The sequence below is a fragment of the Mucilaginibacter sp. HD30 genome, from assembly GCF_054061755.1.
The window spans coordinates 3,194,449-3,221,165 of record NZ_JBSSEO010000001.1; the positions used below are offsets into that span (position 1 = coordinate 3,194,449).

At 42.7% G+C, this 26,717-nt stretch carries 24 protein-coding genes; 18 read left to right on the forward strand and 6 right to left on the reverse strand.

Annotated features, from left to right (window positions below; genetic code table 11):
* The first annotated feature begins 89 nt into the window (after positions 1–89).
* From ACVW2L_RS15285 to ACVW2L_RS15305, 5 genes are all read left to right on the forward strand, one after another.
* On the forward strand, positions 90–878 hold the full coding sequence (locus ACVW2L_RS15285; RefSeq protein ID WP_457128826.1) for a succinate dehydrogenase cytochrome b subunit: 789 nt from the start codon (positions 90–92) through the stop codon (positions 876–878).
* 155 nt (positions 879–1,033) lie between these two features.
* Positions 1,034–2,968, forward strand: a complete 1,935-nt coding sequence (locus ACVW2L_RS15290) for a fumarate reductase/succinate dehydrogenase flavoprotein subunit (protein ID WP_457128827.1) — start codon at positions 1,034–1,036, stop codon at positions 2,966–2,968.
* Positions 2,969–3,053: 85 nt separating this feature from the next.
* The gene (locus ACVW2L_RS15295) at positions 3,054–3,410 is read left to right on the forward strand and encodes a four helix bundle protein (RefSeq protein ID WP_457128828.1); all 357 of its coding nucleotides are present in this window, start codon (positions 3,054–3,056) and stop codon (positions 3,408–3,410) included.
* Between the two features lie 39 nt (positions 3,411–3,449).
* Positions 3,450–4,244: a succinate dehydrogenase/fumarate reductase iron-sulfur subunit gene (locus ACVW2L_RS15300; protein ID WP_457128829.1), complete on the forward strand. Its 795-nt coding sequence runs from the start codon at positions 3,450–3,452 to the stop codon at positions 4,242–4,244.
* Between the two features lie 262 nt (positions 4,245–4,506).
* Positions 4,507–4,953, forward strand: a complete 447-nt coding sequence (locus ACVW2L_RS15305) for a lipocalin family protein (protein WP_457128830.1) — start codon at positions 4,507–4,509, stop codon at positions 4,951–4,953.
* Between the two features lie 24 nt (positions 4,954–4,977).
* Here ACVW2L_RS15305 and ACVW2L_RS15310 read toward each other — a convergent pair whose 3' ends face one another.
* Positions 4,978–5,616 (reverse strand): hypothetical protein, encoded by a 639-nt coding sequence (locus ACVW2L_RS15310; protein ID WP_457128831.1) that lies wholly within the window; start codon positions 5,614–5,616, stop codon positions 4,978–4,980.
* Positions 5,617–5,871: 255 nt separating this feature from the next.
* On the opposite strand from ACVW2L_RS15310, the gene ACVW2L_RS15315 reads away from it, so the two are divergent.
* The 7 genes from ACVW2L_RS15315 to ACVW2L_RS15345 all read left to right on the forward strand — a co-directional run bounded on the left by ACVW2L_RS15315 (position 5,872) and on the right by ACVW2L_RS15345 (position 10,611).
* Positions 5,872–6,447, forward strand: coding sequence for an outer membrane beta-barrel protein (locus ACVW2L_RS15315; protein ID WP_457128832.1), 576 nt, complete (start codon positions 5,872–5,874; stop codon positions 6,445–6,447).
* A gap of 174 nt (positions 6,448–6,621) precedes the next feature.
* Positions 6,622–8,022 carry a sigma-54-dependent transcriptional regulator gene (locus ACVW2L_RS15320; RefSeq protein WP_457128833.1) on the forward strand — a complete coding sequence of 467 codons (1,401 nt, stop codon included), beginning with the start codon at positions 6,622–6,624 and terminating at the stop codon, positions 8,020–8,022.
* On the forward strand, positions 8,023–8,214 hold the full coding sequence (locus tag ACVW2L_RS15325; RefSeq protein ID WP_457128834.1) for a hypothetical protein: 192 nt from the start codon (positions 8,023–8,025) through the stop codon (positions 8,212–8,214).
* Positions 8,215–8,291: 77 nt separating this feature from the next.
* Complete coding sequence (locus ACVW2L_RS15330) at positions 8,292–9,344, forward strand: AI-2E family transporter (protein ID WP_457128835.1); 1,053 nt, start codon at positions 8,292–8,294, stop codon at positions 9,342–9,344.
* Positions 9,345–9,494: 150 nt separating this feature from the next.
* Positions 9,495–9,761 (forward strand): YtxH domain-containing protein, encoded by a 267-nt coding sequence (locus ACVW2L_RS15335; protein WP_457128836.1) that lies wholly within the window; start codon positions 9,495–9,497, stop codon positions 9,759–9,761.
* An 82-nt stretch (positions 9,762–9,843) separates the two neighbouring features.
* Positions 9,844–10,188, forward strand: coding sequence for a phage holin family protein (locus ACVW2L_RS15340; RefSeq protein WP_457128837.1), 345 nt, complete (start codon positions 9,844–9,846; stop codon positions 10,186–10,188).
* Positions 10,189–10,191: 3 nt separating this feature from the next.
* Positions 10,192–10,611 (forward strand): hypothetical protein, encoded by a 420-nt coding sequence (locus ACVW2L_RS15345; RefSeq protein WP_457128838.1) that lies wholly within the window; start codon positions 10,192–10,194, stop codon positions 10,609–10,611.
* A 104-nt stretch (positions 10,612–10,715) separates the two neighbouring features.
* Here ACVW2L_RS15345 and ACVW2L_RS15350 read toward each other — a convergent pair whose 3' ends face one another.
* The 3 genes from ACVW2L_RS15350 to ACVW2L_RS15360 form a co-directional block, all read right to left on the reverse strand.
* On the reverse strand, positions 10,716–13,457 hold the full coding sequence (locus ACVW2L_RS15350; RefSeq protein WP_457128839.1) for a hypothetical protein: 2,742 nt from the start codon (positions 13,455–13,457) through the stop codon (positions 10,716–10,718).
* Positions 13,458–13,617: 160 nt separating this feature from the next.
* Complete coding sequence (locus ACVW2L_RS15355) at positions 13,618–15,738, reverse strand: molybdopterin cofactor-binding domain-containing protein (RefSeq protein WP_457128840.1); 2,121 nt, start codon at positions 15,736–15,738, stop codon at positions 13,618–13,620.
* Positions 15,735–16,202 (reverse strand): (2Fe-2S)-binding protein, encoded by a 468-nt coding sequence (locus ACVW2L_RS15360; RefSeq protein WP_457128841.1) that lies wholly within the window; start codon positions 16,200–16,202, stop codon positions 15,735–15,737. The genes ACVW2L_RS15355 and ACVW2L_RS15360 overlap by 4 nt, the downstream gene beginning before the upstream one ends.
* Positions 16,203–16,489: 287 nt before the next feature.
* On the opposite strand from ACVW2L_RS15360, the gene ACVW2L_RS15365 reads away from it, so the two are divergent.
* Positions 16,490–19,696 (forward strand): arabinofuranosidase catalytic domain-containing protein, encoded by a 3,207-nt coding sequence (locus ACVW2L_RS15365; RefSeq protein ID WP_457128842.1) that lies wholly within the window; start codon positions 16,490–16,492, stop codon positions 19,694–19,696.
* Positions 19,697–19,983: 287 nt separating this feature from the next.
* A complete protein-coding gene (locus ACVW2L_RS15370) occupies positions 19,984–20,589 on the forward strand; it encodes a hypothetical protein (protein WP_457128843.1) in 606 nt (201 codons plus the stop codon).
* Between the two features lie 76 nt (positions 20,590–20,665).
* On the opposite strand, the gene ACVW2L_RS15375 is transcribed toward ACVW2L_RS15370, so the two are convergent.
* Both ACVW2L_RS15375 and ACVW2L_RS15380 read right to left on the reverse strand, forming a co-directional pair.
* Complete coding sequence (locus ACVW2L_RS15375) at positions 20,666–20,995, reverse strand: hypothetical protein (protein ID WP_457128844.1); 330 nt, start codon at positions 20,993–20,995, stop codon at positions 20,666–20,668.
* 38 nt (positions 20,996–21,033) lie between these two features.
* On the reverse strand, positions 21,034–21,387 hold the full coding sequence (locus tag ACVW2L_RS15380; protein WP_457128845.1) for a DUF4180 domain-containing protein: 354 nt from the start codon (positions 21,385–21,387) through the stop codon (positions 21,034–21,036).
* Between the two features lie 162 nt (positions 21,388–21,549).
* Between ACVW2L_RS15380 and ACVW2L_RS15385 the strand changes: the two genes are divergently transcribed.
* The 4 genes from ACVW2L_RS15385 to ACVW2L_RS15400 all read left to right on the forward strand — a co-directional run bounded on the left by ACVW2L_RS15385 (position 21,550) and on the right by ACVW2L_RS15400 (position 26,563).
* Positions 21,550–21,987, forward strand: coding sequence for a hypothetical protein (locus ACVW2L_RS15385; RefSeq protein WP_457128846.1), 438 nt, complete (start codon positions 21,550–21,552; stop codon positions 21,985–21,987).
* A gap of 15 nt (positions 21,988–22,002) precedes the next feature.
* On the forward strand, positions 22,003–22,656 hold the full coding sequence (locus ACVW2L_RS15390; RefSeq protein ID WP_457128847.1) for a hypothetical protein: 654 nt from the start codon (positions 22,003–22,005) through the stop codon (positions 22,654–22,656).
* Positions 22,631–24,286, forward strand: coding sequence for a response regulator (locus ACVW2L_RS15395; RefSeq protein WP_457128848.1), 1,656 nt, complete (start codon positions 22,631–22,633; stop codon positions 24,284–24,286). Before ACVW2L_RS15390 ends, ACVW2L_RS15395 begins: the two co-directional genes overlap by 26 nt.
* Positions 24,287–24,466: 180 nt before the next feature.
* Positions 24,467–26,563 (forward strand): hypothetical protein, encoded by a 2,097-nt coding sequence (locus ACVW2L_RS15400; protein ID WP_457128849.1) that lies wholly within the window; start codon positions 24,467–24,469, stop codon positions 26,561–26,563.
* Positions 26,564–26,717: the final 154 nt, after the last annotated feature.

Below are 26,717 nucleotides of genomic sequence, written 5' to 3' on the forward strand. Positions count from 1 at the left end.
AATAACCATTTCATAGCCAAAACGCTGATTGCATTTCTATCTTTCGGCATTTAATAAATACTTTTGACAAAAATTTTTTATAATACATAATGAGTGAATTTAAACAAACTTTTAACTCATCGGTGGGTAAAAAGCTGATCATGGCACTAACGGGCCTGTTTTTATGTACATTTATTATTGTGCATTTGGGCGGCAACCTTTTTCTTTTTAAGGATGATAAGGGTTATGGTTTTAATATGTACGCCAACTTCCTTACGCATTTTCCGCCTATTGAAGTTATAGCATACCTGTTATACGCTGCTATACTTGTGCATACTGTGTACGCTATTGTACTTACAACTAAAAACCGTAAAGCGCGCCCCGTGGCTTATGCAAGCCAGCCAAAATCTCCCGCATCATTCTCATCCAAAAACATGGGGCTTTTAGGCTCTATATTGTTTTTGTTTATTGTGATACACATGAGCGATTTTTGGTATAAGTACAAGTATACCCACACGGTAGCTTATAAAGAGTACCGCACTAATGTGTTAACCAATGTTACTACTGTAACAGACTTTACACCGGCTGATCCGGAGTTTGAACACTCTGCAACATCAGAAGGCGATATTGAGATTGTTAGAGTTAAAGATCTGCATGCAAAAATTGTAGAGAGCTTTACCAATCCAATATACGTAATATTCTATGTGCTGGCTATGGTTGCTGTGGCATTTCACTTGCTGCATGGCTTTCAAAGCGCTTTCCAAACGCTGGGGTGGACGCACCGCAAGTACACGCCTGTGGTACAGTTTATTGGCACCTGGTTTTTTGGGGTTATTATCCCCTTAGGTTTTGCAGCCATGCCGGTTTGGTATTTTTTACAGAATTGTATTTTGAAATAAGTTGAGAATCAAGAGTTAAGAAGTCAGGATTCAAGACTTTTAATTTTCATCAAAAAGAATTATAACACTAAAATAAACGGGAAGAAAAGACAGAGAAGCAATTATCATTTTATCTTGATTCTTGACTCTTAATTCTTGCCTCTAAAATAAAAAACATGAATTTAGACGCTAAAATCCCCGCCGGTCCGCTGGGCGAAAAATGGAGCAAGCATAAATTTAATTTAAAACTGGTTAACCCCGCCAACAAACGCAAGTTTGATGTTATTGTGGTGGGTACAGGTTTAGCCGGTGCTTCGGCAGCAGCCACTTTGGGCGAGTTAGGTTATAATGTAAAAGCATTTTGCTTTCAGGACAGCCCGCGCCGTGCCCACTCAATTGCGGCACAGGGTGGTATTAACGCAGCTAAAAATTATCAGAATGATGGCGATAGTGTATATCGTTTGTTTTATGATACCATTAAAGGTGGCGACTACCGCGCACGCGAAGGGAACGTACATCGTTTAGCCGAGGTATCAGTAAATATTATTGACCAGTGCGTGGCACAAGGCGTGCCTTTTGCCCGTGAATACGGCGGCTTGCTTGATAACCGCTCTTTTGGTGGTTCGCAGGTATCGCGTACGTTCTACGCCCGCGGCCAAACCGGACAACAGTTGTTGTTAGGTGCATATTCTGCGCTCAACCGCCAGATCCACAAAGGCAAGGTTAAAATGTATACCCGCAGCGAAATGCTTGACGTGGTTACTATTGACGGCCACGCCAAGGGCATCATTACCCGTAACTTAACAACAGGCGAGATTGATACACACACTGGCCACGCAGTATTATTGTGTACAGGTGGCTACGGTAACGTATTCTACCTGTCAACCAATGCAATTGGCTCCAACGTAACGGCAGCATGGCGCGCACACAAACGCGGTGCTATGTTTGCTAACCCATGCTATACGCAAATTCACCCAACGTGTATCCCGGTATCCGGCGATCATCAGTCTAAACTGACGCTAATGTCTGAATCATTACGTAATGATGGACGGGTTTGGGCACCAAAAACTGTTGAAACTGCCGAAAAAATGCGCAAGGGCCAGTTAAAGGCTGTTGATGTAAAAGAAGAAGACCGCGATTACTTCCTGGAACGCAAATACCCATCATTTGGTAACCTTGTACCGCGCGACGTGGCATCACGTAACGCTAAAGAAATGGTTGATGATAACCGTGGTGTAGGTGGCTCGGGCATAGCCGTTTTCCTTGACTTTGCCGATGCCATAAAACGCCTTGGGCAGCCTGCAGTAGCAGCTAAATACGGCAACTTGTTTGATATGTATTATCAGATCACTAACGAGGACCCCTATACCCAGCCAATGCGTATTTATCCGGCGGTGCACTATACCATGGGTGGCCTTTGGGTTGATTATAACCTGATGACAACCGTACCTGGTTTATACGCTTTGGGCGAATGTAATTTCTCTGACCACGGTGCCAACCGTTTAGGTGCCTCTGCTTTGATGCAGGGTTTAGCCGACGGCTATTTTGTGATACCATATACTTTAGGCGATTACCTGGCTACCATCGGTCCGAAACCGGTTGATGCCAGCCACCCTGCTTTTGCGCAAACCAAGAAAGAAGTAATTGAACGTATAAATAAACTATTGGCGCTTAAGGGCACCAAAACTGTTAATGAGTACCACCGCGACCTTGGCCACATTATGTGGGAATATTGCGGCATGGCGCGTACAGAAGAGGGCTTAACCAAAGCTAAAGGATTGATAAGCGAGCTACGTGCTGATTTTTGGAGGAACGCGCTGGTGATAGGTGCGAATGAAGAGGCTAATGCTTCGTTAGAAAGAGCCGGCCGCGTTGCCGACTTTTTAGAACTTGGCGAACTAATGGTTGATGATGCGCTGATGCGCCGTGAATCATGCGGCGGCCACTTCAGGTTGGAATCGCAAACAGAAGAAGGTGAAGCTTTGCGAGACGATGAGAACTTTTTGTTTGTTGGCGCGTGGGAATACACAGGCGATAACCAACCGGAAATATTGAACAAGGAAGAACTGATTTTTGAAACGGTGCATCCTTCGCAGAGGAGTTATAAGTAAGATTTGAGACGTGAGATATGAGATTTGAGACCTCCAGTGGCTCTTTTGTCTTAAATCTCATATTTCAATACTCAAATTAAAGACAATGCATAATCTAAAGGAACTGAAAATCTGGAATAAAGCTATTAATTTAACGGTTGATGTTTATAAAGCAACTGGTAATTTTCCTTCAGATGAGAGGTTTGGCCTAACCAGCCAATCAAGAAGATGCGCTGTCTCTATTCCTTCAAATATTGCTGAAGGGGCAGGAAGAAATTCAAAAAAAGAGTTCACTAATTTCTTGGGAATTGCTAATGGCTCATCCTATGAATTACAAACTCAGTTAATAATATCAAATAAATTAAGTTTATTGAGTGATGAGGTGTTGGATGTATTATTAAAACAAATTGATGAATTGCAGAAGATGAATTATGCATTTCAAAAAACCTTGCTAAATAATTAATCTCATGTCTCAAATCTCACATCTCAAATCTAACGAAGAATGAGTGGAAATATGAATCTTACCCTGAAAGTGTGGAGACAGGCAAACGCCAACACCTCAGGGAAAATGGTAACCTACAAGGCCGAAAACATTTCGCCTGATATGTCATTTTTGGAGATGCTTGACGTAGTGAACGAAAGCTTAACAAAAAAAGGCGAGGACCCTATACATTTTGATCACGATTGCCGCGAAGGAATCTGCGGTATGTGCTCGTTATACATTAACGGCCAGCCGCACGGACCAAAACGCGCCATTACCACCTGCCAGTTGCACATGCGCAGCTTTCATGATGGGCAAACTATTACTATTGAGCCATGGCGCGCAGCAGCTTTCCCGGTGATAAAGGATCTGGCGGTTGACCGTTCTGCATTTGACCGCATACAACAGGCGGGTGGCTATGTATCGGTTAATACCGGTGGCGTGCCTGATGCCAACGAGATTGCTATCCCTAAAGTAATTGCGGACGAGGCCTTTAACTCTGCTACCTGTATTGGTTGCGGTGCTTGTGTGGCAGCTTGTAAAAATGCATCAGCTATGCTGTTTGTATCTGCCAAGGTGTCGCAATTTGCTTTGATACCACAGGGCCAGCCTGAGCGCTGGAGCCGTGTGCAAAGTATGGTTGCACAAATGGACGAAGAAGGCTTTGGTAACTGTACCAATACCGGCGCCTGCGAAGCAGAATGCCCTAAAGAAATTACGCTGACCAACATCAGCCGCATGAATAATGATTACCTGAGTGCTAAACTATTCCGCGAGGAAGGTGTGCATGGTGGTGATCTGGGCGGTGGCGCTTAAGCAATTCCTATCTGCAATATATATTAAGCCTTTCCGGAACACGGGAGGGCTTTTTTATGGTTAGTGTTACGTTCCGAAACATGCGGAACAGACCGAAACAGTATTTTTAGTAAGCAGTTGGCATGAAGCGCTTTGAACACCTTAAACTACTTATCATCAAAGCGCTGTAAATAACATAAATTTACACTAAAAGTGAAATGCTTTTCTGATTTGCCAATTCATTATTTCATTGTTTTAGTGAATTATAATAAAACCTATCAAAATGACGCATACTAAATATTTACTGCTATTACTGATCGTTATCTCATTTGCTCAATCATCGTGCAAAAAAAGTGAGACTACTAAAACTAAAACACGGTCCGAATTACTCACGCAAAAACCTTGGATAATCGTTAGTTGGCGCTACAATATAAGAGGGGGTGATTGGGTTGACAATTTCACTTCGCGCGATGCCTGCATGAAGGATGACATTTTCACATTTAAATCAGATCAAACTTGCACCAGAGAAATGGGAGCAATAGCATGCAACCCTGATTTTACACAGCCCATTATAGGCAGGTGGAGTTATCAGGGTTATGAAATGAATATTACTTTATATAATGTTCTGCTCGACCAGACTTTTTCCATTCAGGCGCTTAACGAAAACACCATGACATTGTCTGCATTTGGCTCCGGCATTACAGAGGAAGTTACCTTTCAACATCTTTAACTTAAAGGGATACGTAACGTATCATCACTTTACAGCATAATCCACCAGCAAAGAACCATTGGTTCCGTCAGCGCTTTTGCGTTCAATCATACCTACGCCTTTAGCTATGTAATAATCATCCAGGTCAATTGTCGCGCCCGAACTGTACTGTTTCATCTGTTTAATATGGATAACATTTGCGAATGCTTTTCCCTCAACGGTATAGTTAATACCTTTTTCAACAACTTTTGCAATGACTGTAGAATAACTATCAACAAAAACGCCCGGCCTTATCTCCTCTTTATCGGCCATTGGCCCCATATATGTCCAGGTTTCGCCTATCGCCGCGTTTTCTTTGAGGAAAAGGTTTTCTACGTCGCCAATCGCTGACCTCACTATGCCATTTTCTGAGTAAGAGTAACCTGTACCTTTGGCGCCTGAGGGTGCAAGCTGGGTTGTGTATTCATAGTACATATGGCCGTTTATAGTCTTTGTTGCTCCCGTCATGGTGACGAGCGTGGTGAGGGGTGTTCCAGAGGGACCGATTTCCTTATACTTCCAAAATGACTCTCTGCTAACTGGTTGATAGGAGTTTTTAGACCCGGTATCTGGCGATTCATTATTTTTCTTACAACCACATGCCATTAACACAATAATGAAACTAATTGATAAGGTTTTTTTCATCTCATAAAATTAGCATAGATTTCTTAACTTTTGTAAATAATTCATTAGCTTATCAACCTTATCCCCGCCAATAAGATAGCATAACTGTAATGATTTTTACATAATACTGACCAAAATTCCCATTCGGTCAAAAATTAAATTACTGTTAATCAATCGATTGAATAATCGTGACTTTTGGATGAGAAATCATATATAAATTGTTGCTTTAATTTGCTCCGTGTTTAAAAACACACACAACAATTTATCTTATATACCATGAAAAGTACATTAAAAATTTCAGCATTAGTTGCGGCATTTGCTGGTCTTACCTTCGCTGCAAAAGCACAAACCGCCCCTACATCTACCAATGCAAATGGCGTACGTTTAAGTATCGGTGTTGAAACCGGCATCCCTACCGGCAAATTAAATGATTCGCATAACTGGAACCTGGGCGGATCGGTACAAGCTGATATCCCTGTTGCCAACGACTTGTTTGTTACCGTTAATGCGGGTTACAACAACATCTTTGGCAAAGCTGTCGGCGCAATATCAGCAACCGATATTCAATTGCTGCCGGTTAAAGCGGGTTTAAAGTTCTTCCCTGTAAGTAACTTCTACATTCAGGGTGAAGCTGGTGCCGGCATCGCTTTAAACAAAAAAGATCTGGGTTTTGATAACTCAGCAGCTTTTGTTTGGGCACCGCAGGTGGGTATCCAGTTCCCGGTAGGTAATAAAAGTTACCTTGATGCCGGTATCCGTTACGAGGCCAGCACCAAATTTAACAGCCTGGTTAACGATAGCAAGATCAACTTTTTAGGTCTGCGTTTAGCTTATGCGTTTGACACCAAGTAACTACCATCACAACATTTGTAATTTAAACGGGGAGCGCTAATTAGCGCTCCCCGTTTTTTTGTGAAAGCAACTGCGCAATAATTTTTTCCAATTAATTTATTTCAAACAGAATTATGTTTTTTTGTGTAATTTAACCCCTTTGGTGCATCTGCCTGTTATATTGTACGAAGCTATATGAAAAAAATACTCATCATAGACGATGAAGTTAACGTTGCCTTATTATTGTCAAAGTTTTTAACACGTAATGGCTTTGATGTAAGTACTGCATCAAGCGGTAACAGTGGCATGGAAATTCTCAAAACCGAGGAATTTGACCTTGTTTTGTGCGATTTTAGACTGGAAGACACTGATGGCCGCGAAATGCTGAAGAAGATAAAGACCCAGTATCCAAAAACGGGGGTCATCATCATTACCGGCTATTCTGATATAAAAATGGCGGTTGAACTGATAAAGATGGGCGCATATGATTATATCACCAAGCCGCTTTATCCTGATGAAATTTTAAACACCATTACCAAAGCTATTGAAACTCACCACGCTTTAGTTGAGGATGAAGGCAGCGCCCCTACAGCTAATAAAGCTAATAAAAAGCAAAACCTATCAGGTTTTGTAGTGGGTACCAGCCGTGCTTCAAAAGAACTTTACAGGCAGATAGAATTAGTTGCACCAACCAATTACAGCGTAATTATTTTAGGCGAAAGCGGTACCGGGAAGGAAGAAGTAGCTAAAAGCATCCACCTGCACAGTAATCGCCACAGCCAGCCATTTGTAGCTATGGACTGTGGATCGTTAACTAAAGAACTGGCTGCAAGCGAGTTTTTCGGGCACGAAAAGGGTTCTTTCACCGGCGCCTTTGCAACTAAAATAGGGCACTTTGAAATGGCCAATGGCGGAACTTTATTTTTAGATGAGGTAGGTAACCTATCTTACGAGATACAGGCGGCACTGCTTAGAACAGTGCAGGAACGCAAAGTAAAAAGAATTGGCAGCACCAAAGAGATAGACCTTGATGTGCGCATTATTGTAGCAACCAACGAAAACCTGCAGGAAGGCATACAAAAAGGCCGTTTTCGCGAGGATCTTTACCACCGCTTTAACGAGTTTGGTATTTATATGCCGCCATTGCGCGAGCGCGGAAACGATATTTTGTTACTGGCGGAGTTTTTTCTGGAAGAAGCTAATAAAGAATTGGGCAGGCACGTTATAACGTTTGCGCCCGAAACGATTGAGTGTTTTATGAACTACCGTTGGCCGGGCAATGTACGCGAGCTGAAAAATATAGTGCGCAGGGCAGCGTTAATAAGCGAGGGCACCGAGATAACCACCAAATCGTTACCTTTAGAGATATCAAACTACCGTATGCCTGTTAGTGATTTTGCACAAGGCCAATCAACAGAGCCACAGGTAGCCAAAGAGCCGCGCCACGATTTGAAGAACGCGGCGCTTGAAGCAGAATACGAAACGATATTGAAAGTATTGCGCGAAGTGAATTTTAATAAAACCAAAGCGGCAGAAATTTTGCAGATAGACAGGAAAACCCTTTACAATAAAATGAAAGCTATTAATTTAAAGTAAATGGGAACCGTTGATATAAGAACTTTGCGTTTAATTAAACATGATGTAAAGAATCAGCTTTCTAATATTCACCTTGCTTTAGATACTATTAAACACGACGTGGTTAACCCAACCGACGATGTTAAGTTTTGCATTGAAACCATTGCCGCCAGCGCAGCAAAAATTGATGCCCTGATAAAAGAAATGCCGTAACGCGCTTTTCAAAAATATTTACGTGCATGCGCTAAAACATTCGGGCGCATTTTTGTTTTGCTTATATATTTTACCGCATGTCCATTTTTAATTATAAGCAGCGCAATGTTATAATCCTGGTAAGCATAGTCATATTAGGCTGCTTTATAACTTATGCGTTAAGCGGTTTATTCAGCGCTATACTTGGCGCTATTGTGCTTTTCACCATTTTCAGGCCATTTTATTTATACATGGTTGATAAAAAGGGCTGGAACCGCCCTTTAGTTGCCGTCCTTATCATTGTGTTTTCGTTCGTGGTTATTGTTTTGCCTTTTTTAGCACTGAGCTTAATGGTGATAGGCAAAATATCCGAGTTGAATAGTAAGAATTTCCCGATACAGGAATGGCTGGTTAAGATTGATGAGTTTACCGGTAAAACAATAGGCAAACCGCATTTTGCCGAAGAGACAGTGCAAAAATTGGGCACAATTGCAACCGAGCTTTTCCCCTCCCTTATAGGTAGTGTAATCAATATCTTTTTACTGCTGCTGGTATGCTATTTTTTGATGTACTTTATGTTTGTACAGATAAAGCAGTTTGAGGCCGGCGCACTAAAGTATGCACCATTCCGCGAACAATATGCACTGAAGTTTGCAGAAGAACTGCGTAACTCCACCTATTCAAACGTATTGGGCCAGGGGTTAATAGCGGTAGTACAGGGCGCGTTGCTGGCCAACGGCTTTTGGATTTGCGGCATACCCGATCCGCTTTTTTGGGGCGTTATAGGCGCCTTTATCTCGTTTTTACCCGTTGTAGGTGCGCCTACTTTAACCATCCCCGCAGGGGCTATTTTATATGCTCAGGGCCATCCGGCTAAAGGCGTCTTACTGTTATTATATGGCGTGCTGTTTATAGGCAACATTGACAATGTATTGCGCATGATGATCAACAAACGGGTATCTAACACCCACCCTATTATAACAGTAATAGGCGTGTTTATTGGTTTGCCGCTGTTTGGAATATTGGGCCTGGTGTTCGGGCCGCTTTTGTTTTCGTACTTTTTGTTGTTAGTAGAGATCTACGAAACCAACCGTCTGGCTGCCGACCGGCTGGAGCGCATCCAATCAGTCCGTGAGGAGGGTTTGACCTGACAGATGGACAGTTTTCTGAACATTTAACGGCCGGCCTTATTTCTAGAATCGCTTTTTTTATCTAAATTCAAATAAAATGTCTCGGCTCATATATTTGGCAAGATATTTAGTCGTTATTAAACAGAATGTTCAACTTAAAAAACCATTATTATGAAAGATAACACAAAAGTAGTTGTTGCGCTGCTTGCCGGCTTAGCGGCAGGTGCTGCACTTGGGATATTGTTTGCGCCAAACAAAGGGGATGAAACCCGTGATAAACTGGCCGAATCATTAAAAAATCTTGGCGACTCCATAAAAGAAACTGCTGCTGCCGAAATTGATAACCTGGTAGGCTTTAAAGATAAGATAGTTGAGAACATCAAAAGCAAGATACAAGGCGCTGAAGAAGAATATCAGGACGATCTTGAACACGCGTAAATATTGATTAAAACTTATTAAGCCCCGTTTGGCTTTATACAATATCCGGGGTTTAATTATATATCCGGCTAACATAATACCTATGGAAGACCAAAAAGATACGCAACCTCAATCTCTTATTGATCAGATAAAAGAATACATTGAGCTGCAGATAAAAATTGCAAAACTAAAAGCAATTGACGGTAGCTCGGGTGCATTAGCATCTGCTATAGTTGGCGTAGTACTCGCTGTATTAGTAATATTTCTGGTCATGTTTGCAAGCACCGCCTTAGGGTTTTATCTGGCAGATGTGCTGCAGTCTTTCTGGGCCGGCTTTGGCTGTGTGGCGGGATTATATCTTATTTTGGTGCTGATACTTTTGTTAAGCAGCAAAGCCATAAAAGCTTCAATAGCCGACAAAATGATCAACAAAATAATTAACAATTAAGCTATGAATACGCTGATAAGAAACCGAAGTGATCTGAGGGCTGAGATATTCAGGCTGCAACAGGCAAAATTAGAGAAACAGATCGAGCTGAAACAGCATTTCAGCAGTCCTGGTGCCGTATTATCTACCGTTGTTGGTTTAATAGGCGGTTCTTCAAAATCTGATGACAAACACGAACCAAAGCAGGATTGGGTAGGCTTTTTATCCCGTTTTATTATTCCGCTGGTGTTAAATAAAACACTGTTCCGTGGCTCGGGTTTTATAATGAAAGCTTTGGTGGGCATTGCGTCTCAAAAAGCATCCAGCTATGTTTCAAGCGATACAGTTACCGATATTTGGGGTAAAGCCAAAGGCCTTTTTGGAGGGTTATTCAGTAAAAAGCCCAAACCGGCACCGTCCTATAAAAAGATAAAAAAAGATTAGCGATCTGATTCAGGCTTGATTTATAAGAAAAACAAAAAAGGTATGCTTAGTCGACGCTAATGCATACCTTTTGCATTAATGGTTTTTTGTAAGGAGGAATTTTATTAGCGCGATACAACCACTTTGTATTTTTTATATCCCAATTGCCCATTCATATCCGTGCCCTCTAAAATTACACTGTAATTAGCCGCTTTGTCTGCGCTATAAAAGTAAACCGTAGCCTTACCGCCTTTATCTGTAGTAATATTTGCATCCCAAAAAATGGTTGAACGCTGATCTGTACCCAAACCGGTAGTTTTATTTTTAAGGGTATACTTGGGGCTGTAAAATTCTTTCGCTACTGAAAAAGGTAGTGTTTTATAAAGGTACGTACCCGGCGTTACCTGCATAAACGGCCCATTTTTTGAGCGTGTTGTTATTTCTAAATAACAATAGGGTAGTAAAGGGTTGGGTTCTTTTCGAATGTTTACCCCAGATGCAGAGTAGGCAATAATATAACCAGCAGTGTACTTTGCATTGAACATCACTTCCAGTCCTGTAAGATCTTCTGCTGTAAAATAATCCATGTAAGTTTTCATAAAAGAGTATCGTTCTTGTTCCGTTTTTCCGGTAAAAAAGCTATCAATATTGTACCCGTCTATTACTAAAAACAATCTTTTGCCATTAATATAATACGCTTTAGGTACAGGTTTGCCCGGCCACCAAACGGCAAATCCTTTTATCTTTTTTAATAGTAACTCTTCTAAAGTCATTTTATCCGCTTTCAGCAATTCCTCTTCATCAATTATCTGATCTGCAGCTCCGGGGCCGTTAAGATTTTTAGAACCTTGCACTACTTTTTTTGCTTTGATAGTTGCTGCCTTAAGTACATTGCCTTCGCCCTTGTACTCAGATAGCGCTTGGGCCTCAGCAATTCTTGTTTTTGAATTGTTGAGTAAAATACTGTCAGTATTAACGTACCAGGGATTTGTTAATGGAATAAGATCAAATACAGGAGAAGCTACTTCGTCCATATCTATCTTTACATTCATTTCCTTGCCGTTCTTATTACGTGCCTGTAATTTAAATATGGCCGTATCAACCGGAAATAAGCCTTTAAAAGTAAAGCGCCCGGTGTTATCTGTTAATGTGTCTTTAAACGTGAGCGGCTTATTGGCAACAAGCACAACATTTGATCTTTCAATCGGCTTGCCGAAAGCCGTACTCACTTTTCCCTTAATAACAAACTCCTTTTCGGGCATATAAGCATACGGCAATTTTGGCTGAAATGCTTCCTGCCAGGTGTAGCCCACCCAGCCCTGCGTGAGCATTAAATTGTCAAGATCGGTTTCTTTGTTTAAAGTAAAATAATAACCCGGCTGCTCTATCTCGCCTTTCAGATCAGAAGTGAGCAACAAGTCATTCAGAATATTGGTGCTTAAACTATCTAATTTTACCTGGCTATCGTCGGTTACAGCTATTGAGAAATTCCCCTGCACGGGGTTGCCGTCCGGGTCTTTTACAGTAACGTTTAGTGCTATACTGTCCCTTGGTGTGTAATTGGCTTTGTTGGTATTAATGCTAACATTTAAGCTGTCGTGATTATCAATAAAAACAATCCGTTCGTTAAGCGGCTGATAATTATTAAACAGCGTAAATCTCGCAACCCCTGTCGCAAATAGCTTTTTATCAACGGATATCTTAGTGCTTTTATCTACCGATATCGTTTTTGCAAAACAAACCAAACCATTTGCCACGGCTATTAAGTTGTAAGTGCCTTTTGCATCAGACGTAGCAGAGATCAGAGCCTGTATTGAGTCAGCTTGTTGTTTAACCGATAAAGTTGTTCCGTTTAATTTAACAACCGGAAAAGCGTAAGCTTTGGCAACTCCGTTAATATTTGCTGTGTAGATCTCGCCGGCCACCGGCGTAAACTCAAAACTTCCCATACCTATGTGTGCAGACGCAAAGGTGCTTACCTGTTGGCCCTTACTGTCAAGTATCTTACCACTAACATCAAACCCTTTGCCATCCTCGCCAATGGCCTTAAAGCCAACTCTGCTTATTAAGCCCGCAACCAAATGCCCCCCTTCGGGCATAAACTGCAGGTCGATGTTTTCCTTGCGATTGATCAGGACAGGAATGTTCAGCAAATCACGGCCTTGGGTAAGCACCTGAATGCTCAATGTCCCGGCACCTTCAGGCACAGTAAAGTTAACTTTAACAACACCGTCGGCTCCCGTTACAACTTTATCTTTCGACAAGTTTCGCCTGCCATTCATTACTTTCAGTTCCACGTCCTTAAAAGCCTCAATCCTTCCATCAAGCAAACTGAACAGCAGTTGGGCCTCCACCTTATTACCAACCTGCTTAAAGTTGGCTTTTACCAATTGGGGGTTATCCGCACTTTTTGATATGAGAATGGTTTTCTTAAAAATATAATCTTCGCCAAAATTGCGCATCCAGTTGGTGTAGGCACGCAAAGTATAAGTGCCATTGGGTATCTCTGTACTGTCTAATGCAATGTTACCCCATGCCAGTCCGTTTGTAACGGGCACCATTATTCGCTTTGCACTTTTACTTTGCTCGTTATACAGTTCAACATAAAGTAAACCGCTATGGGCAGCAGCTGTAAGGTAATCAGCATTCAATAAATATCCTTTAAAACGCAGGGTATCGCCAACCCCATAATAGGGTTTATCTGTTTGCAGATACAACTTTTCAATCGGCTTTAGCTCGCGGATGTTGTTTAGCGCGCTTGCGTAATTGCTAAGTTTTGCAACTGTTTTTTGCTGGGCGTATATATTATTATAAACACAGCTAATAATTGCTGCTAAGGTGCAGACTCTAAGTGCTGATAACTTCACTCAACAAGGTTTATAAATGATTTACATCGAAAATAACTAAAAAGTTAGTCAATGCAAATAAAAATTGTTAGTTTATGTTGAGGAGAAGAAGAGATCGCCGCTAAAACAAAAAAGCGATGGGTTTACACCCATCGCTTTGTATATAAATATCGATCTAATTTTATCCTAACTCAAAAGGCAACTTACGATATCTTTTGCCCGTTGCTGCAAAAATAGCGTTACCTACGGCAGGCGCTATCGGAGGTAAGCCTGGTTCGCCCAAGCCGGTTGGTGCATCTTCTGATGGTACGAATTTTACTATAACCTCTATAGGCGCGTCTTTCATGCGCATAAAGCGGTAGGTATGGAAGTTGGTTTGCTCTACGGCTCCTTTATCAAAGGTTACCTTACTAAATAAAGCATGACTTAAGCCATCAACTATCGCGCCTTCCACCTGGTTTTCTGCGCCGCTTTGGTTTACTACCCTGCCGCAGTTAATGGCGCTGTAAACTTTTGTTACACGCAATTGGCCATCGGGCATTTTAGTTACCTCGGCAACGTGTGCCGCGTAGGTTGAGAATGAATAGTGAGCTGCGAAACCCTGGTAAACATTAGGCTTGTTGGTTTTACCCCAGCCGCTCATTTTTACCACAAGGTCTATCACGCTTTTGTATTTAACCGGGTCGTAGCTCAGCGCTTTGCCTACCGGTTGGTTCTTTCCTTTTTCTATCAATTCAAGGCGTAGCGCAACCGGGTCTTTCTTCATTTGATGAGCCAGCTCATCTATAAAACTCTCATCAGCAAAAGCTACCGAGTTAGCCGTTGGCGCACGCCATGCACCTGTTTGAATATTGGTAGGCAAATTTTGATTGTCTACCCTAAAATTGGTAATACTGGCTGCCGGGAAGGCGTTGGCTGCTGCAGCTCCGCCGCCACTTAACACCGCGGCGTTTAAATGCCATGCAGCAATTTCATTATTAGGGCCGATGGCTGCGCGATATTTAAACATGGATGCCGGGCGATAAAAGTCTCCCTGCATATCATCTTCACGCATCCAAAGCATTTGCACGGGTACTTTAGCCGCTTGCGATATCAGTGCCGCCTCAACGCCATTGTCAGGTTTTAACTTTCTGCCAAAGCCACCACCTTGTCTTGGCATAGCCAAAGTAACATTTGCTTCAGGTATCCCCAAAGCCTGCGCTACCGAAGAGCGGAGGGCACTTGGTACTTGGGTAGGGCCATATAGTTCGGCTTTATCGCCTTTAACATCGGCAAAAAAGTTAAGCGGCTCCATGTTAGCGTGCGACAGTGCAGGCGTTTCATAAACAGCCTCCATAATTTTATTGTTGCTGTCTTTTAACGCTGCCTCTACATCACCGTCATTTCTTGCCGCGCGTTCTGTTGTCTTGCTTAATAACTCAGTAAACGCTGCAGTATGCTCAGTAGAGCTTTCCAGTTTGCTTTTGTCTTCCCACTCAACCTTTAACGCCAGTTTGCCTTTTTTAGCTGCCCAGGTAGATGTTGCCAATACCGCAACCACATTGCCTGCTTTTACTACATTTTTCACCCCGGTTACCTTACGGGCCTCGGTGTCGTCAAACGATTTTAATGCTTTACCAAATGCAGGCGGGCGGGCAACGGCGGCAAACAGCATACCCTCTCTGCGGGTATCAATGCCATATAAAGGCTGCCCGGTTACTATTTTATGGTTATCTATATTGGGTACACGCGTACCAATTATCTTAAAATCCTTAGGATCTTTAAGTTTAACATCAGTTGGCACAGGCAAGGTTGCCGCTTTAGCTGCCAGGTCGCCGTAAGATAATTTGCGCTTGGTAGGTTTATGTATTACTGTAGCATTCTCTGCATAACACTCTTCTGCAGGTACGCCCCATTGTTGAGCGGCAGCTGTAACCAGCATTGTTTTAGCAGTAGCCCCGGCGGTGCGGATAGGCATATACCTTCCTCTTACAGCACCACTACCTCCGGCAATTTGCTGGCCGTATTTGGCTGAGTTAAGCGGAGCCATTTCAACTTCCACATCGTCCCATTTAACCTCCAATTCTTCGGCAAGGATCATGGGTAAAGCGGTTTTAACGCCCTGCCCAATCTCAGGATTAGGCGACATTAACGTTACAACCCCCTTTGAGCTAATAGACACGTAGGCGTTTGGATTGAAAACTGCATCAGCAGCATTGCCCAAAGCCGAATCGGCTATCATATTAAAGCCAACCAGCATACCGCCACCAGCTATTGAGGTAATCTTTAAAAAATTACGTCTTGATGTTGATTGATCTATCATTTCGTTACCACTCCTTTCTCAGCAGCCAAATGAATGGCCTTGCGTATGCGGTAGTGCGTACCGCAACGACATATATTATTCATTGCTGCGTCAATATCAGCATCCGTTGGTTTTGGAGTTTTCTTTAACAGGGACGCTGCAGCCATAATCTGGCCAGCCTGGCAATAACCGCATTGCGCAACATCAATCTCTTCCCATGCTTTTTGCAGTGGGTGGTTGCCGTCTTTGCTAAGCCCTTCAATAGTGGTTATTTTATTATTGCCTACTGATGCCACCTGCAACTGGCATGAGCGCGTGGCTACACCGTTAACATGAATGGTACAGGCGCCGCATTGTGCAATGCCGCAACCAAACTTAGTACCCACTAAGTTTAAATGGTCTCGCAACACCCATAGCATAGGGGTATCCGAATCAGCTTCAACGGTCATGCTCTTACCGTTGACAGAAAGGTTATAACTGGCCATATCATTAAGTTTATTCCCAAATATAAAAATTTATGGGCTTAGTTATCAAGAACTATCCATTTTCGTAACTAAAATGCTACCATTAAAGGCCAATCATCTGCCTAACAAATAAATTAGTTTAAACTGTTGATAATGAGTATAAATAAAATATATCTTAAAGCAAAAAGAAGCAGAGATCTTATTGCTGAGGAGCTTTTTTTTAAGTGTTTAAAACACATTTAAAGGTTTATATTTGTTTTGCAGACTGAAAACCAATTAAAATTCCTAATAAACAGCCAACATAACTAATGAAGAAGAATCGTTTAATAGCGCTCTCCGCATTTGCATTAACAATGCCCGTCGGATTATTAATAATGGCCATGACCGGACCAAAAAATGCCATTCCGGAGCGCCCCGAAGGAGCATGTGATATTTATGCAAAAGGTGGCACACCCTGCGCGGCGGCACACAGCACTACACGCGCCTTATACAAATCTTACAACGGCCCCCTTTACCAGGTTTTGCGCGAAAGCGATGGGCAGACATTGGATGTGGGGGTAGTTCAACCCAGCGAGGGTGATGCAGGCGGCTACGCTAATGCGGCGGCACAGGATGCCTTTTGTGCTAATTCACTTTGTCGTATTGCCATACTTTACGATCAGTCGGGCAAAAAAAACCACCTTACCGAAGCCCCCCCGGGAACATTTAAAGGCCCGGAAAAAGGCGCTTATGATGCCCTGCCGATAGCCGATATGGCACCGGTAACCATCAGCGGGCATAAAGCTTACGGCGTGTTTATAATGCCTGGTACTGGTTTGCGTAACAACAACTCCAGCGACCTTGCCATAAACGACGAACCCGAAGGCATTTATTATGTTATTAACGGAAAGCATTATGATAGTGGCTGCTGCTTTGATTACGGTAACTCATCAACCAACAGCCGGGCTGTTGGGACAGGTACCATGGAAACCACTTATTATGGCACATCAACCGCATGGGGTAGTGGCAACGGCGCCGGCCCCTGGATAATGTCTGATATGGAGGCTGGTCTGTTTTCGGGTTATAACGCTAAAAAGAATGATGTACCCACTATAGACTCGTGGCGGTTTGTGAGCGCTTTTGTTGATGGCGGCGGCGGAAACAAATGGGACCTGCGTGGCGGCAATGCACAGCAAGGCAAATTAACTACTTATTATGACGGCGTTCGCCCCGGCACACCGGGCAGCAACGCTTATTACCCTATGCACAAAAAAGGCGGTGTATTATTGGGTAACGGCGGCGATAACGGAGCAGGTTCATCAGGTACATTTTACGAGGGTGTGATGACCGTTGGCTACCCATCATTTACTACTACCGATGCTGTGCAAGCTAACATAGTAGCCGCTAAATATGATGTGGAGCGACTAAGTGTTTCGCGCATTAAAACTTTCACCCCTAAGGCATCGCAGGATGTAACTGTAAAGTTTACCAATACCACCGGCGCAACAGCAAATGGTGTAAAACTAAGCATATTACCACTCAAGGGATGGACAGCAACCGTTGACGGTGCAACGGGTGCATCAAAAAGCTTTGCTTACCCAATTGCTGCAGGCGCCAGCGTGAGCGTTACTTTTAAAGTAACCGCACCCGCCGCTGCTGAAGCAGGTTTTTTAACCACCAAAGCCGAATGGAGTGGGGCTAATAATGCCATAGCTCAATCAGATATAAGCACGCAGCGGGTACGCAACGCGCCGCCTGTAAAAATCAACGAGGTTCGTTTTGGTACAGGCAATAATTTGAGCAATCAGTTTATAGAATTATATAATTCATCCTCTTCATCTGTAGATATTTCAAACTGGACCATTGTTAATACCCGCAGCGAATGGGGTTCTGTTAAATTGGCAACCATCCCGGCAGGTACAAAAATTAAGGCGGGTGGTTTTTATGTGCTTGGCCTGGCTACGTCGGGCTTTGTTGCGCCTGTTAAAGCAGGCGATATAGATATCAATGTTCAAAGTATAGATGGCCTGGTAGAGGGTCAGGTGCTGGATGTAGATGGCGAAACACGCAGGATCTCCAGATTAGGCACCGCAGCCGCACCGGCAACAACGGTTTACATTCCGGTTTCTACTTCATCCCGACTTACCATTAAAGCTGGTGCTACCAATATCCCTATAACCAGCGCGGCAGGTTTTGTGGTAGGCGAAAAGATAGGTATTGATATGGGCGGCAACTACGAAGTTGCAACAGTTACCGCGGTTGGAAAAGCGGGCACACAGGCCAATCTTTCTGTTGCTGCCAAGGCTGGCGAAACCGTTATTAAAGTTACTGACAATTCTGCCATTAATGTGGGTGATGTGTTGACCATCAATACTGGTGCCCGCATTGAAGATGTAAAGGTTAAAAGAATAATCAGCGCGTATACCGCCCCTGTACGTGGCGCGGCTCCCGGCGCAGGCGGCGAGATAGAGTTACAGGCTCCTTTAAAACGCGATCACATGGTTGATGTTGATGTGTTTGGATCAGGCACAGGCATTAGCTTTACACCCGCAACACGTTTTGAACACAAAAGTGCCGACCTGGTGCAGGCGTTAGGTAGTGGTATAACGCTTAATAACTATCTGGGTAAGGCACATCAGGAAGGTGCGCCCTTGCACCATGCGGGCGAGGCATCTTTTGGCTATCAGGGGCAGCCCAACCAATGGTTTGGCATTCCGCTTTCGGCCAATGCAGGATCTATAGCGTTGATGGACGCTACGGGCAAGGTGCTGGTTGATGGCATGGTATACGGATCGCAGCAAAGCAACTCGAGCGCCAACGGCACCATAGCCAGTACAGAAATAGCTACATTAGAGGGAGAACAAGGTATGGGTGGTTGCATTGTGGTACTGCCCGGTTCAACCGCGCGGCCTGCAGCCCCAAGAGCTTCACCTACAGATCTTACTAACCGCAGCGTGGGCCGTTTCCCGGATGGTAACGACAGCGACAGCAATTGCAGCGACTTTAATGTACAAAATACAGTGAACATTGTAGTACCAGCAGCGGCAGGATCAACTAATATCAAAGTGGCAAGTGTAGCCAATCTTACCGCGGGCCAGAAACTTATCATAGGTTCGGGCGCTAATGCTGAAAATATTGTGATTAGCAACGTAGGCACAACCGGCGCCACAACAACAAGTGCAGCCATCAACGCAGGCGAAACAGTTGTCCCTGTTGGTAGCGTGGCTGGATTTGCCGTTGGCCAAACCATTACCATAGGCAGCGGTGCTACTACAGAAACGGTTGTTATTGCTAACGTTACGGCGGCACGTCGCGGCTTTGGCGGTCCGCCGCCGGCAGCAAATGCTCCTGCAGCACCCGGTAATTCAATTGCTTTAACTGCGCCGCTCAAAAACGCGCAAATGGCTGGAGTGCAAGTATCGGGCAGTGGCGTTACACTTGCTGCAGCACTGACCAAAACGCATATTGTGGGTACACAGGTAGCCAGCGCCGGGCCTACGCCGGGGGCTGCTAATGTTTATGCAGTGAAGAAGTAATTATTTATATAATAAGACACCCTACAGTTGGAAGGCTGTGGGGTGTTTTTGGTTTAGTGTTAAATTTAATCAAAGTTGTTATCAATAAGTATCGAATACTTGTAACAAGATTTGACTTGCGAATAGTTGTTTATATTTGTTATCACCAGCCTTAGATATAGCTAAACCACTTGACAACTCAAAAGGAAACAACCACTAATTACAAGCCACTATTGGTATTTTTTATAAGTAGTGCCATAACGCCATTTATAGGAACCATATTCTTAATACGGAATATAAGCATATTCATGCTGTTTCCAATATACTTTATTGCATTGTTTGTTCTAATAATAACAACGGTTCGTTTGTCACGCCGTAAGTTCGTTAGAAAGAGTTTGATTATCCCAATCGCAATAGGCAGCGTAGTTTTGTTTTTTTACAGCTACGACATCCAGTTGCAAGTTGCAGATGCTATTTACTTTAAGTTTAGAGAGAAGCAGCTGAGAAGTTTAGTTTCTGAAATAAAAGATTACCGCAAGATTGTAGAAATGACTGATGGCCTGAGATATTGGAAATCAGTAAATAGTATATCCATAGAGCCTGATAAGAAAGACATCGACACGATTGGCAATGAACTTGGAGGGCAAAAATATTTACTTGATAGTGTTTTAAACCATAACGGGATTGACAAGAAAATTTATGAACGGTTTCGTCAAAGACTGATCGCGACAGGCTTCATAAGTTTTGCATTGTTGGAAGATGGGTCAATCTCATTCACAATGGATGGAATGTTAGATAATTGCTATGGATTTTCCTATTCAAAATCCGGTACACATCCACAGTTTAATGATTGCGGAGAAATTGTTCGCTGGGTAAAAATAAGTGATAATTGGTACGCATGGGGAACAACATAAAATTATCACTTACCGGAAAAAGAAATAGCATCGCGAAAGCAATCAAATGCCTGTTTATCCCAGGAAATCCTTCTCATTACCAATCTTTCGCCATCTGTGCAACTTCGGCTTGTGTGTAAAAATCACCCGCTTCTACACGGGCAATGGCTTCGTCAATTTCTTTATTATACTGCTCTACGCTAATACGAGAAACTGCTTTTTCACGACCTTTTAAAAAGGTTTTTAGCATTTGTAATACAGATTTCTTCTCCGCCTCGTCAAGTTGGAGAATATATTGCAACAATTCCCTTTCTAATGCCTTTGCCATAATAATGCTGTTTATCAAATTTAAACATTTGTAAAGGGAAAGCAAAGCGTTAAGATTGATTGTTACCTTTTCTCGCCAAGCCACTTTATATCCACTCAAGCTCCGGTTGCTCGAGGTGGTATGCCAGTTACATAACTTTAAGCGGACAACCGGCCTATCGCTTCCTCTCTTGACGATAAAAAATTAACAAGTTTACCCTTATTACTCTCGCGGATAAAGTCTTGCAAACTCTTGCTTTCAACTTTACTAAAATCGCCAAGGATGACTAATCTCACCCGGTAATTAGAAAATTTTTGCAGGATCTCACCGGCCAGTTTTGTTTTCAGGTCGAAAAAATCGGGTGCGATGTTATCTTTATAGATGATTAATTTTTCATAACCCTGATAGTATACATCGCCTACCAGGTCAGTCCCATCTTCCAAATTATTGATAACCAAACCATCAACAATTATTTCAATGATCCCTGTATTACCTATCTCGCGAAATTCCATTTTTCATTAGTTTAAATTGCATTATAATGAAATATTTTCATCCGGAAGCGTTGCGCCTTAATAATGCATAACAAACTTGCATCCTAATTACTTTTTTAGGTAAATTCCGCTAATATTTACATAGGCTAATACAACCAACTTTCACAATTAAAAACCTAAGAAATGAGTTCAAAAAACCAATTACCCACAGAAACCAAAGTAATTATTTCTGTTCCGGAAGCAATAGAAAAAACCACCAACTGGCGCAATTTTATGCTAAATAAAACCTCTGAGGCGGATGCAAAAAAGGTTCCGAAGGCGGTTTATATTTCAAAAGAAGATATTATAGAAATGGGTAAGCAATGCGAAGCAGATGACAGCATTGCAGGTGTGCGCGCCTATTTTACGTTAAACAGTGAGGCTGCAGAGGATATAAAGAATGAAGTAACCTTTGTAATGGTGCTTGTAAGGAAAAGTGACAAAAAGCCATATGGCGATGATGTGCTTTATATGCCCGACAGCGATGGCAGTGTTGCCAAAAACTCAAATGTATATGATTATACAATACCCTGCCCAGATGTGTGCGATTGGGAAAGTCCTCTTTTTACCGGCATAGAATAAATTACACCATTAACAATGTCACCTTCTGCCATTTATTTAGGGTATGTTATACCCGCTGCTACCCTAATTCCAATTATTTCGGGTTTGGTTTTTTATAAGCAAATAAATAAACCTCTCCGGATATTATTGATTTATTTAGGCGCGTCGTTTGGTCTTAACGTAATGGGCAGTGTACTGTCTTACCAGCATATTAACAACCTGCCCGGCCTGCATTTTTATACTATTGTTGAAGTAGTTGCCGTAATGCTGTATTTTCTGTACGCTTTTGAAAAGGGGAACATCAGTAAATGGATTAAAGCGGTAATGATCATCTTCCCGGTGATCTGCATTATCAACTTTACCTTTTTTCAAAGTCTATACGAATACAATACCTTTACCCGGCCTTTAGATGCCTTAATTATCATCATATTTACAACGGCTTATATGGCCATGCAAAACGGTTTTAAAAACCGCGCACTAATAACCAGATCAGGAAGGTTGGTAGCTGCCGGGTTTCTGATCTATTTTTGCAGCTCGCTGTTTCAGTTTATATTCTCAAATGTAATCAGTAAAAATGCAAGCAAGCTTATAAGGCACTTAATTTGGGATTTGCATGGTACTTTTGTGTTGATTATGTACCTGCTATTTTTCTGGGCAATTATAAATGAAAGAAATAACAGAAAATATTGAGGTAATGGTGATTGTTGCCATGATGTGCACATTCACCATCGTTATTTGTTTTCTAATAGTTATATATCGCAAACAAGTAGACGCTTTCAGGCATAAGAATGCAAATGAGGCTAAAAGTGTCTTTTTAGCTACCATGAGCCATGAGATACGTACGCCTATGAATGGCGTATTGGGCATGGCTGCGCTGTTGAAGGAAACCGATCTGGACGACGAACAAAAGGAATATGCCCAGGCTATTATTCAGAGTGGCGAAGCGTTGTTAAGTGTGATTGATGATGTGCTGGACATTTCAAAAATTGAGTCGGGTAAGATGGTACTTGATAGCCACGAGTTTTCGTTACGTAATTGCGTGGAAGAAGTGCTCGGGCTATTTTCTGTAAAATTGGCTAACAGTAATGTTGAACTATTATATAATATAGACGACCAATTGCCCGAATACTTACTGGGCGACAGTATGCGCTTACGCCAGGTACTGATAAATTTAATAGGTAATGCCACAAAATTTACGCAACAAGGCGAAATATTTTTAAATGTAGAACTTAAAGCAAATCTTGATGATAAAATTGAGATTGATTTTAAAGTAAGCGATACCGGCATAGGTGTTTCCAGCGATAAGCTGCCCCATTTATTTGAACCTTATACGCAGGCGGAGGCATCAACAGCGCGTAAATATGGCGGATCTGGCCTGGGGTTAATGATATGTAAGCAGATAGTTAATCTTATGGGTGGTGATATATCTGTTAAAAGCCAGCCGCAAAAGGGCACCGTTTTTAATTTTACAATCAAATGCGGAATTGTCCGGGATGCCAAGCAGCCAGACTACCACCAGGAAGTGATGCAGTTGCAAGGCTTGCATATGCTGGTTGTTGACGACAACGATACCGCACTACAACTGCTGTGCGCAAAATTAAGGTCATGGAAAGTAGTGGTTACGGGTATAAATAATGCCACTGCTGCAATTAACCTGATAAACAGCGGCCAACGTTTTAATATTATTATAACAGATGCCGGATTGCCTGAATGTGGCGAAGAACTGCTATTTACAGCCGTAAAGGCCGCCGATGTCACCCTGCCGGTGATATTATTGGTGAAAGCAGGCGCAGAATTTGAAAGAAGTGCAAAACAAAAATTTTCGGCAATATTGACCAAGCCGGTTAAGCAACAGGCGTTGGCTCATACTTTGTTATCGGCGCTTAATTTGCGCACAGGTGCTGCGCCGAAAACCACCAGTCTGTTAGATAAAGAATTTGCAACAGCGCATCCGTTAAACATTATTGTAGCCGAAGATAATAAGATAAACCAGCTGTTTATTTTAAAGATCCTTGAGCGTTTGGGATATGCACCTGCCCTGGCCCAAAATGGACTTGAAGTAATTGAGCTGCTTGATAAGCAACCCTATGACCTGGTACTGATGGACCTTGAAATGCCCGAAATGGATGGCCTGACGGCCTGCCGCCAAATACGTAAAAACGGCGCTTTTCAACCACAGATTGTTGCCATGACAGCTAATGTTATTGCAGAACAACAACAGGAATGCCTTAATGCAGGAATGAATGGCTTTTTAGGCAAGCCATTAAAAATAGATCTGTTGTTTACAGTGTTGAAGAAAACCGCGGAGGCTTCGCAATAACAAAAAATTATCAGTTTAAGTATCCCTTTAGGAATGCATGTATTGCACCTAATTTAATATGATCAATCAATAATAGATGTCATTTAAAGTAGCACCCCTGCTACGTTCCACCTTGCTAGTCGTATTTTAATAAAAAACGTTTACTTTGGCTTTTAAAAAACCTCAACAAACTTATTCTTTATGAACTTTCAATCCGGTTTTAAAAGACACCAAATTGTTTTATTTCTTGCCGCCATCTTTCTGTTTTGTGCAACAGGAGTAAGCGCGCAAAATAGCACTGCTAAAAAAAAGACGGCTGATAGATTCGTCCATACCAAGGCGGGGAACCCCTACCTGCCGTTATGGGAGCATGTTCCTGACGGCGAACCCCGCGTTTTTGAAGACCCTGATAATCCGGGAAAATACCGTGCTTACATTATCGGATCTCATGATCTGAGATTTACCGAATATTGCGGCCCCGACATCAGGATGTGGTCTGCACCTGTAGAGGATCTGACCAAGTGGCGTAACGAAGGAGCTATTTTTACCTACCCTATAGACGGACAATGGGATGTTATGTATGCACCCGATTTAGTTGAGGTGAAGAGAAAAAATGGCAAAAAAGAGTATTATTTATATCCCCACAGCCGTGGTCGTAACAGGGAAGCAATGGTATGCAAGGGTGACCGCCCAGACGGCCCTTTTAAACCGGTTAACTTAACTGAAGATGGCAAAAGCACTATCCCTGGTAGTATATTAGGATTTGATCCGGCGGTGTATATAGAATACGTTACCGATCCGAAAGATCCTGATTTCAACATTGGTTTCCGCGCTTATGGTTTTTGGGGCTTTCAAAAATCATCAGCCGCGCAGTTAGATCAAAATACTATGTATTCTTTGCGTCCCGGTACAGAGCCTATTAATTTGCTCATACCGGCAAGCTCACGCTATGGCGTTCTTCGGCAACCAACCGCTGTATATCCAAACATCTATCCCGGCGAAGATCTGGGCACATTCAACTTTTTTGAAGCATCATCTATCCGCAAGGTTGGTAATAAATATGTAACCATTTTTAGCGGTTACTCTGGTCCGGAATATGGTGTAAGCAGCTCCAACTCTACCCTGCGTTATGCCGTAGGCGACTCACCTCTTGGACCATGGAAAAGCGGCGGAGTGGTAGTTGATTCGCGCGCGCCGGTATTAAATCAGGATGGAACAGGCATACAAACAACAAACGCCGGCCACAACACGCACGGTAGTTTACAAGATATAAATGGACAATGGTATGTGTTTTATCACAGGCCACCGCGTGGATTTGGATTTGCCCGCCAGGCTGTGGTAGCTCCGGTTACCATTAAGTGGGATCAGAAACCAGTATCAGAAGGTGGTACTGTTACGATCAGAGGTTATGATCCGTACGCTGCAGACGGTACCTGGTCTGCTAAAGACAGCCAGGGAAGAGAGTACAAGGGCGCCGAAGTGACTTCAGAAGGTTTCCATTTTTACGGGCTTGATCCGTATCAGTATTACTCTGCCGGTTATGCATCTTATCTTTCAGACGGCAGAATTCAGCAAGACTCATGGGATATTTGGGATAACCACATGCCTATTGAAAAAGCCAAGAATGGCAACATTGTAGGATATAAATACTTTGGCTTTGGCGGCCTTAAAACAGCCCAAAAAGGCTTGAAACCATTTGAAGGAACTAAACCTGGCAATGGCACTAAATTTAACGTGTGGCTTACCCCGAAAACCGATAAGGCCTTTAAGGTTAACGTGTGGCTGGATGGCCCCTGGGACAATGCCACCTGGAAAGGGAAAAAAATTGCTGAGATAGTTGTGCCTGCCAATTCAAAACAAGAGGTAACGCAATTTACTGCAGACGTAGCCAAAATAGTTGACAATATGGGCAAGAAACATGCTATATACCTTGTAGCAGAAGGCGAAGGAACAGATGCGCTGTTTGATTTAATGGGCCTTGGGTTCAGCTCAAAAGCTAAGAAAATTACACGCCCCGTTGTACCATCTGTAAATATAGCTGTTGGTGGACAAGCCGTAACTATTCCGGCTACTCCGCTAAGATCAACCAATGCTAACGGAATTACCGGATATGATATTTACGAAACAACGTATAAATATACTGCGGGCACGGCAGCGCCTGTTGTTACCGCATCATCAAATAATCCTGCCGTTAAAATAGGCATTACTCAACCTGAAACATCTAAAAGTATGGCAGTGGTGAAGTTTGATTACAACGGTGTGGTTAAAACGTATAATGTTATATTAGCTCCGCAATAAAAACCTACAGCAGGTAACACATATTTAATGGTAAAAGCGGCAGTGTCTCCTAAACAGACCCTGCCGCTTTATTTTATCAAATGTTTGCTGTGGCGTTTGGTAGCTGGATGTAGCACCTCCCTCTGCTACACTATACCCTATAAGCAGGATATTG

Bases quoted from the DNA above. Each gene is read 5' to 3' on its own strand.
- ACVW2L_RS15285 (WP_457128826.1), top strand. From the start codon at position 90: ATGAGTGAATTTAAACAAACTTTTAACTCATCGGTGGGTAAAAAGCTG.
- ACVW2L_RS15290 (WP_457128827.1), top strand. From the start codon at position 1,034: ATGAATTTAGACGCTAAAATCCCCGCCGGTCCGCTGGGCGAAAAATGG.
- ACVW2L_RS15295 (WP_457128828.1), top strand. From the start codon at position 3,054: ATGCATAATCTAAAGGAACTGAAAATCTGGAATAAAGCTATTAATTTA.
- ACVW2L_RS15300 (WP_457128829.1), top strand. From the start codon at position 3,450: ATGAGTGGAAATATGAATCTTACCCTGAAAGTGTGGAGACAGGCAAAC.
- ACVW2L_RS15305 (WP_457128830.1), top strand. From the start codon at position 4,507: ATGACGCATACTAAATATTTACTGCTATTACTGATCGTTATCTCATTT.
- ACVW2L_RS15310 (WP_457128831.1), bottom strand. From the start codon at position 5,616: ATGAAAAAAACCTTATCAATTAGTTTCATTATTGTGTTAATGGCATGT.
- ACVW2L_RS15315 (WP_457128832.1), top strand. From the start codon at position 5,872: ATGAAAAGTACATTAAAAATTTCAGCATTAGTTGCGGCATTTGCTGGT.
- ACVW2L_RS15320 (WP_457128833.1), top strand. From the start codon at position 6,622: ATGAAAAAAATACTCATCATAGACGATGAAGTTAACGTTGCCTTATTA.
- ACVW2L_RS15325 (WP_457128834.1), top strand. From the start codon at position 8,023: ATGGGAACCGTTGATATAAGAACTTTGCGTTTAATTAAACATGATGTA.
- ACVW2L_RS15330 (WP_457128835.1), top strand. From the start codon at position 8,292: ATGTCCATTTTTAATTATAAGCAGCGCAATGTTATAATCCTGGTAAGC.
- ACVW2L_RS15335 (WP_457128836.1), top strand. From the start codon at position 9,495: ATGAAAGATAACACAAAAGTAGTTGTTGCGCTGCTTGCCGGCTTAGCG.
- ACVW2L_RS15340 (WP_457128837.1), top strand. From the start codon at position 9,844: ATGGAAGACCAAAAAGATACGCAACCTCAATCTCTTATTGATCAGATA.
- ACVW2L_RS15345 (WP_457128838.1), top strand. From the start codon at position 10,192: ATGAATACGCTGATAAGAAACCGAAGTGATCTGAGGGCTGAGATATTC.
- ACVW2L_RS15355 (WP_457128840.1), bottom strand. From the start codon at position 15,738: ATGATAGATCAATCAACATCAAGACGTAATTTTTTAAAGATTACCTCA.
- ACVW2L_RS15360 (WP_457128841.1), bottom strand. From the start codon at position 16,202: ATGGCCAGTTATAACCTTTCTGTCAACGGTAAGAGCATGACCGTTGAA.
- ACVW2L_RS15365 (WP_457128842.1), top strand. From the start codon at position 16,490: ATGAAGAAGAATCGTTTAATAGCGCTCTCCGCATTTGCATTAACAATG.
- ACVW2L_RS15370 (WP_457128843.1), top strand. From the start codon at position 19,984: ATGCTGTTTCCAATATACTTTATTGCATTGTTTGTTCTAATAATAACA.
- ACVW2L_RS15380 (WP_457128845.1), bottom strand. From the start codon at position 21,387: ATGGAATTTCGCGAGATAGGTAATACAGGGATCATTGAAATAATTGTT.
- ACVW2L_RS15385 (WP_457128846.1), top strand. From the start codon at position 21,550: ATGAGTTCAAAAAACCAATTACCCACAGAAACCAAAGTAATTATTTCT.
- ACVW2L_RS15390 (WP_457128847.1), top strand. From the start codon at position 22,003: ATGTCACCTTCTGCCATTTATTTAGGGTATGTTATACCCGCTGCTACC.
- ACVW2L_RS15395 (WP_457128848.1), top strand. From the start codon at position 22,631: ATGAAAGAAATAACAGAAAATATTGAGGTAATGGTGATTGTTGCCATG.
- ACVW2L_RS15400 (WP_457128849.1), top strand. From the start codon at position 24,467: ATGAACTTTCAATCCGGTTTTAAAAGACACCAAATTGTTTTATTTCTT.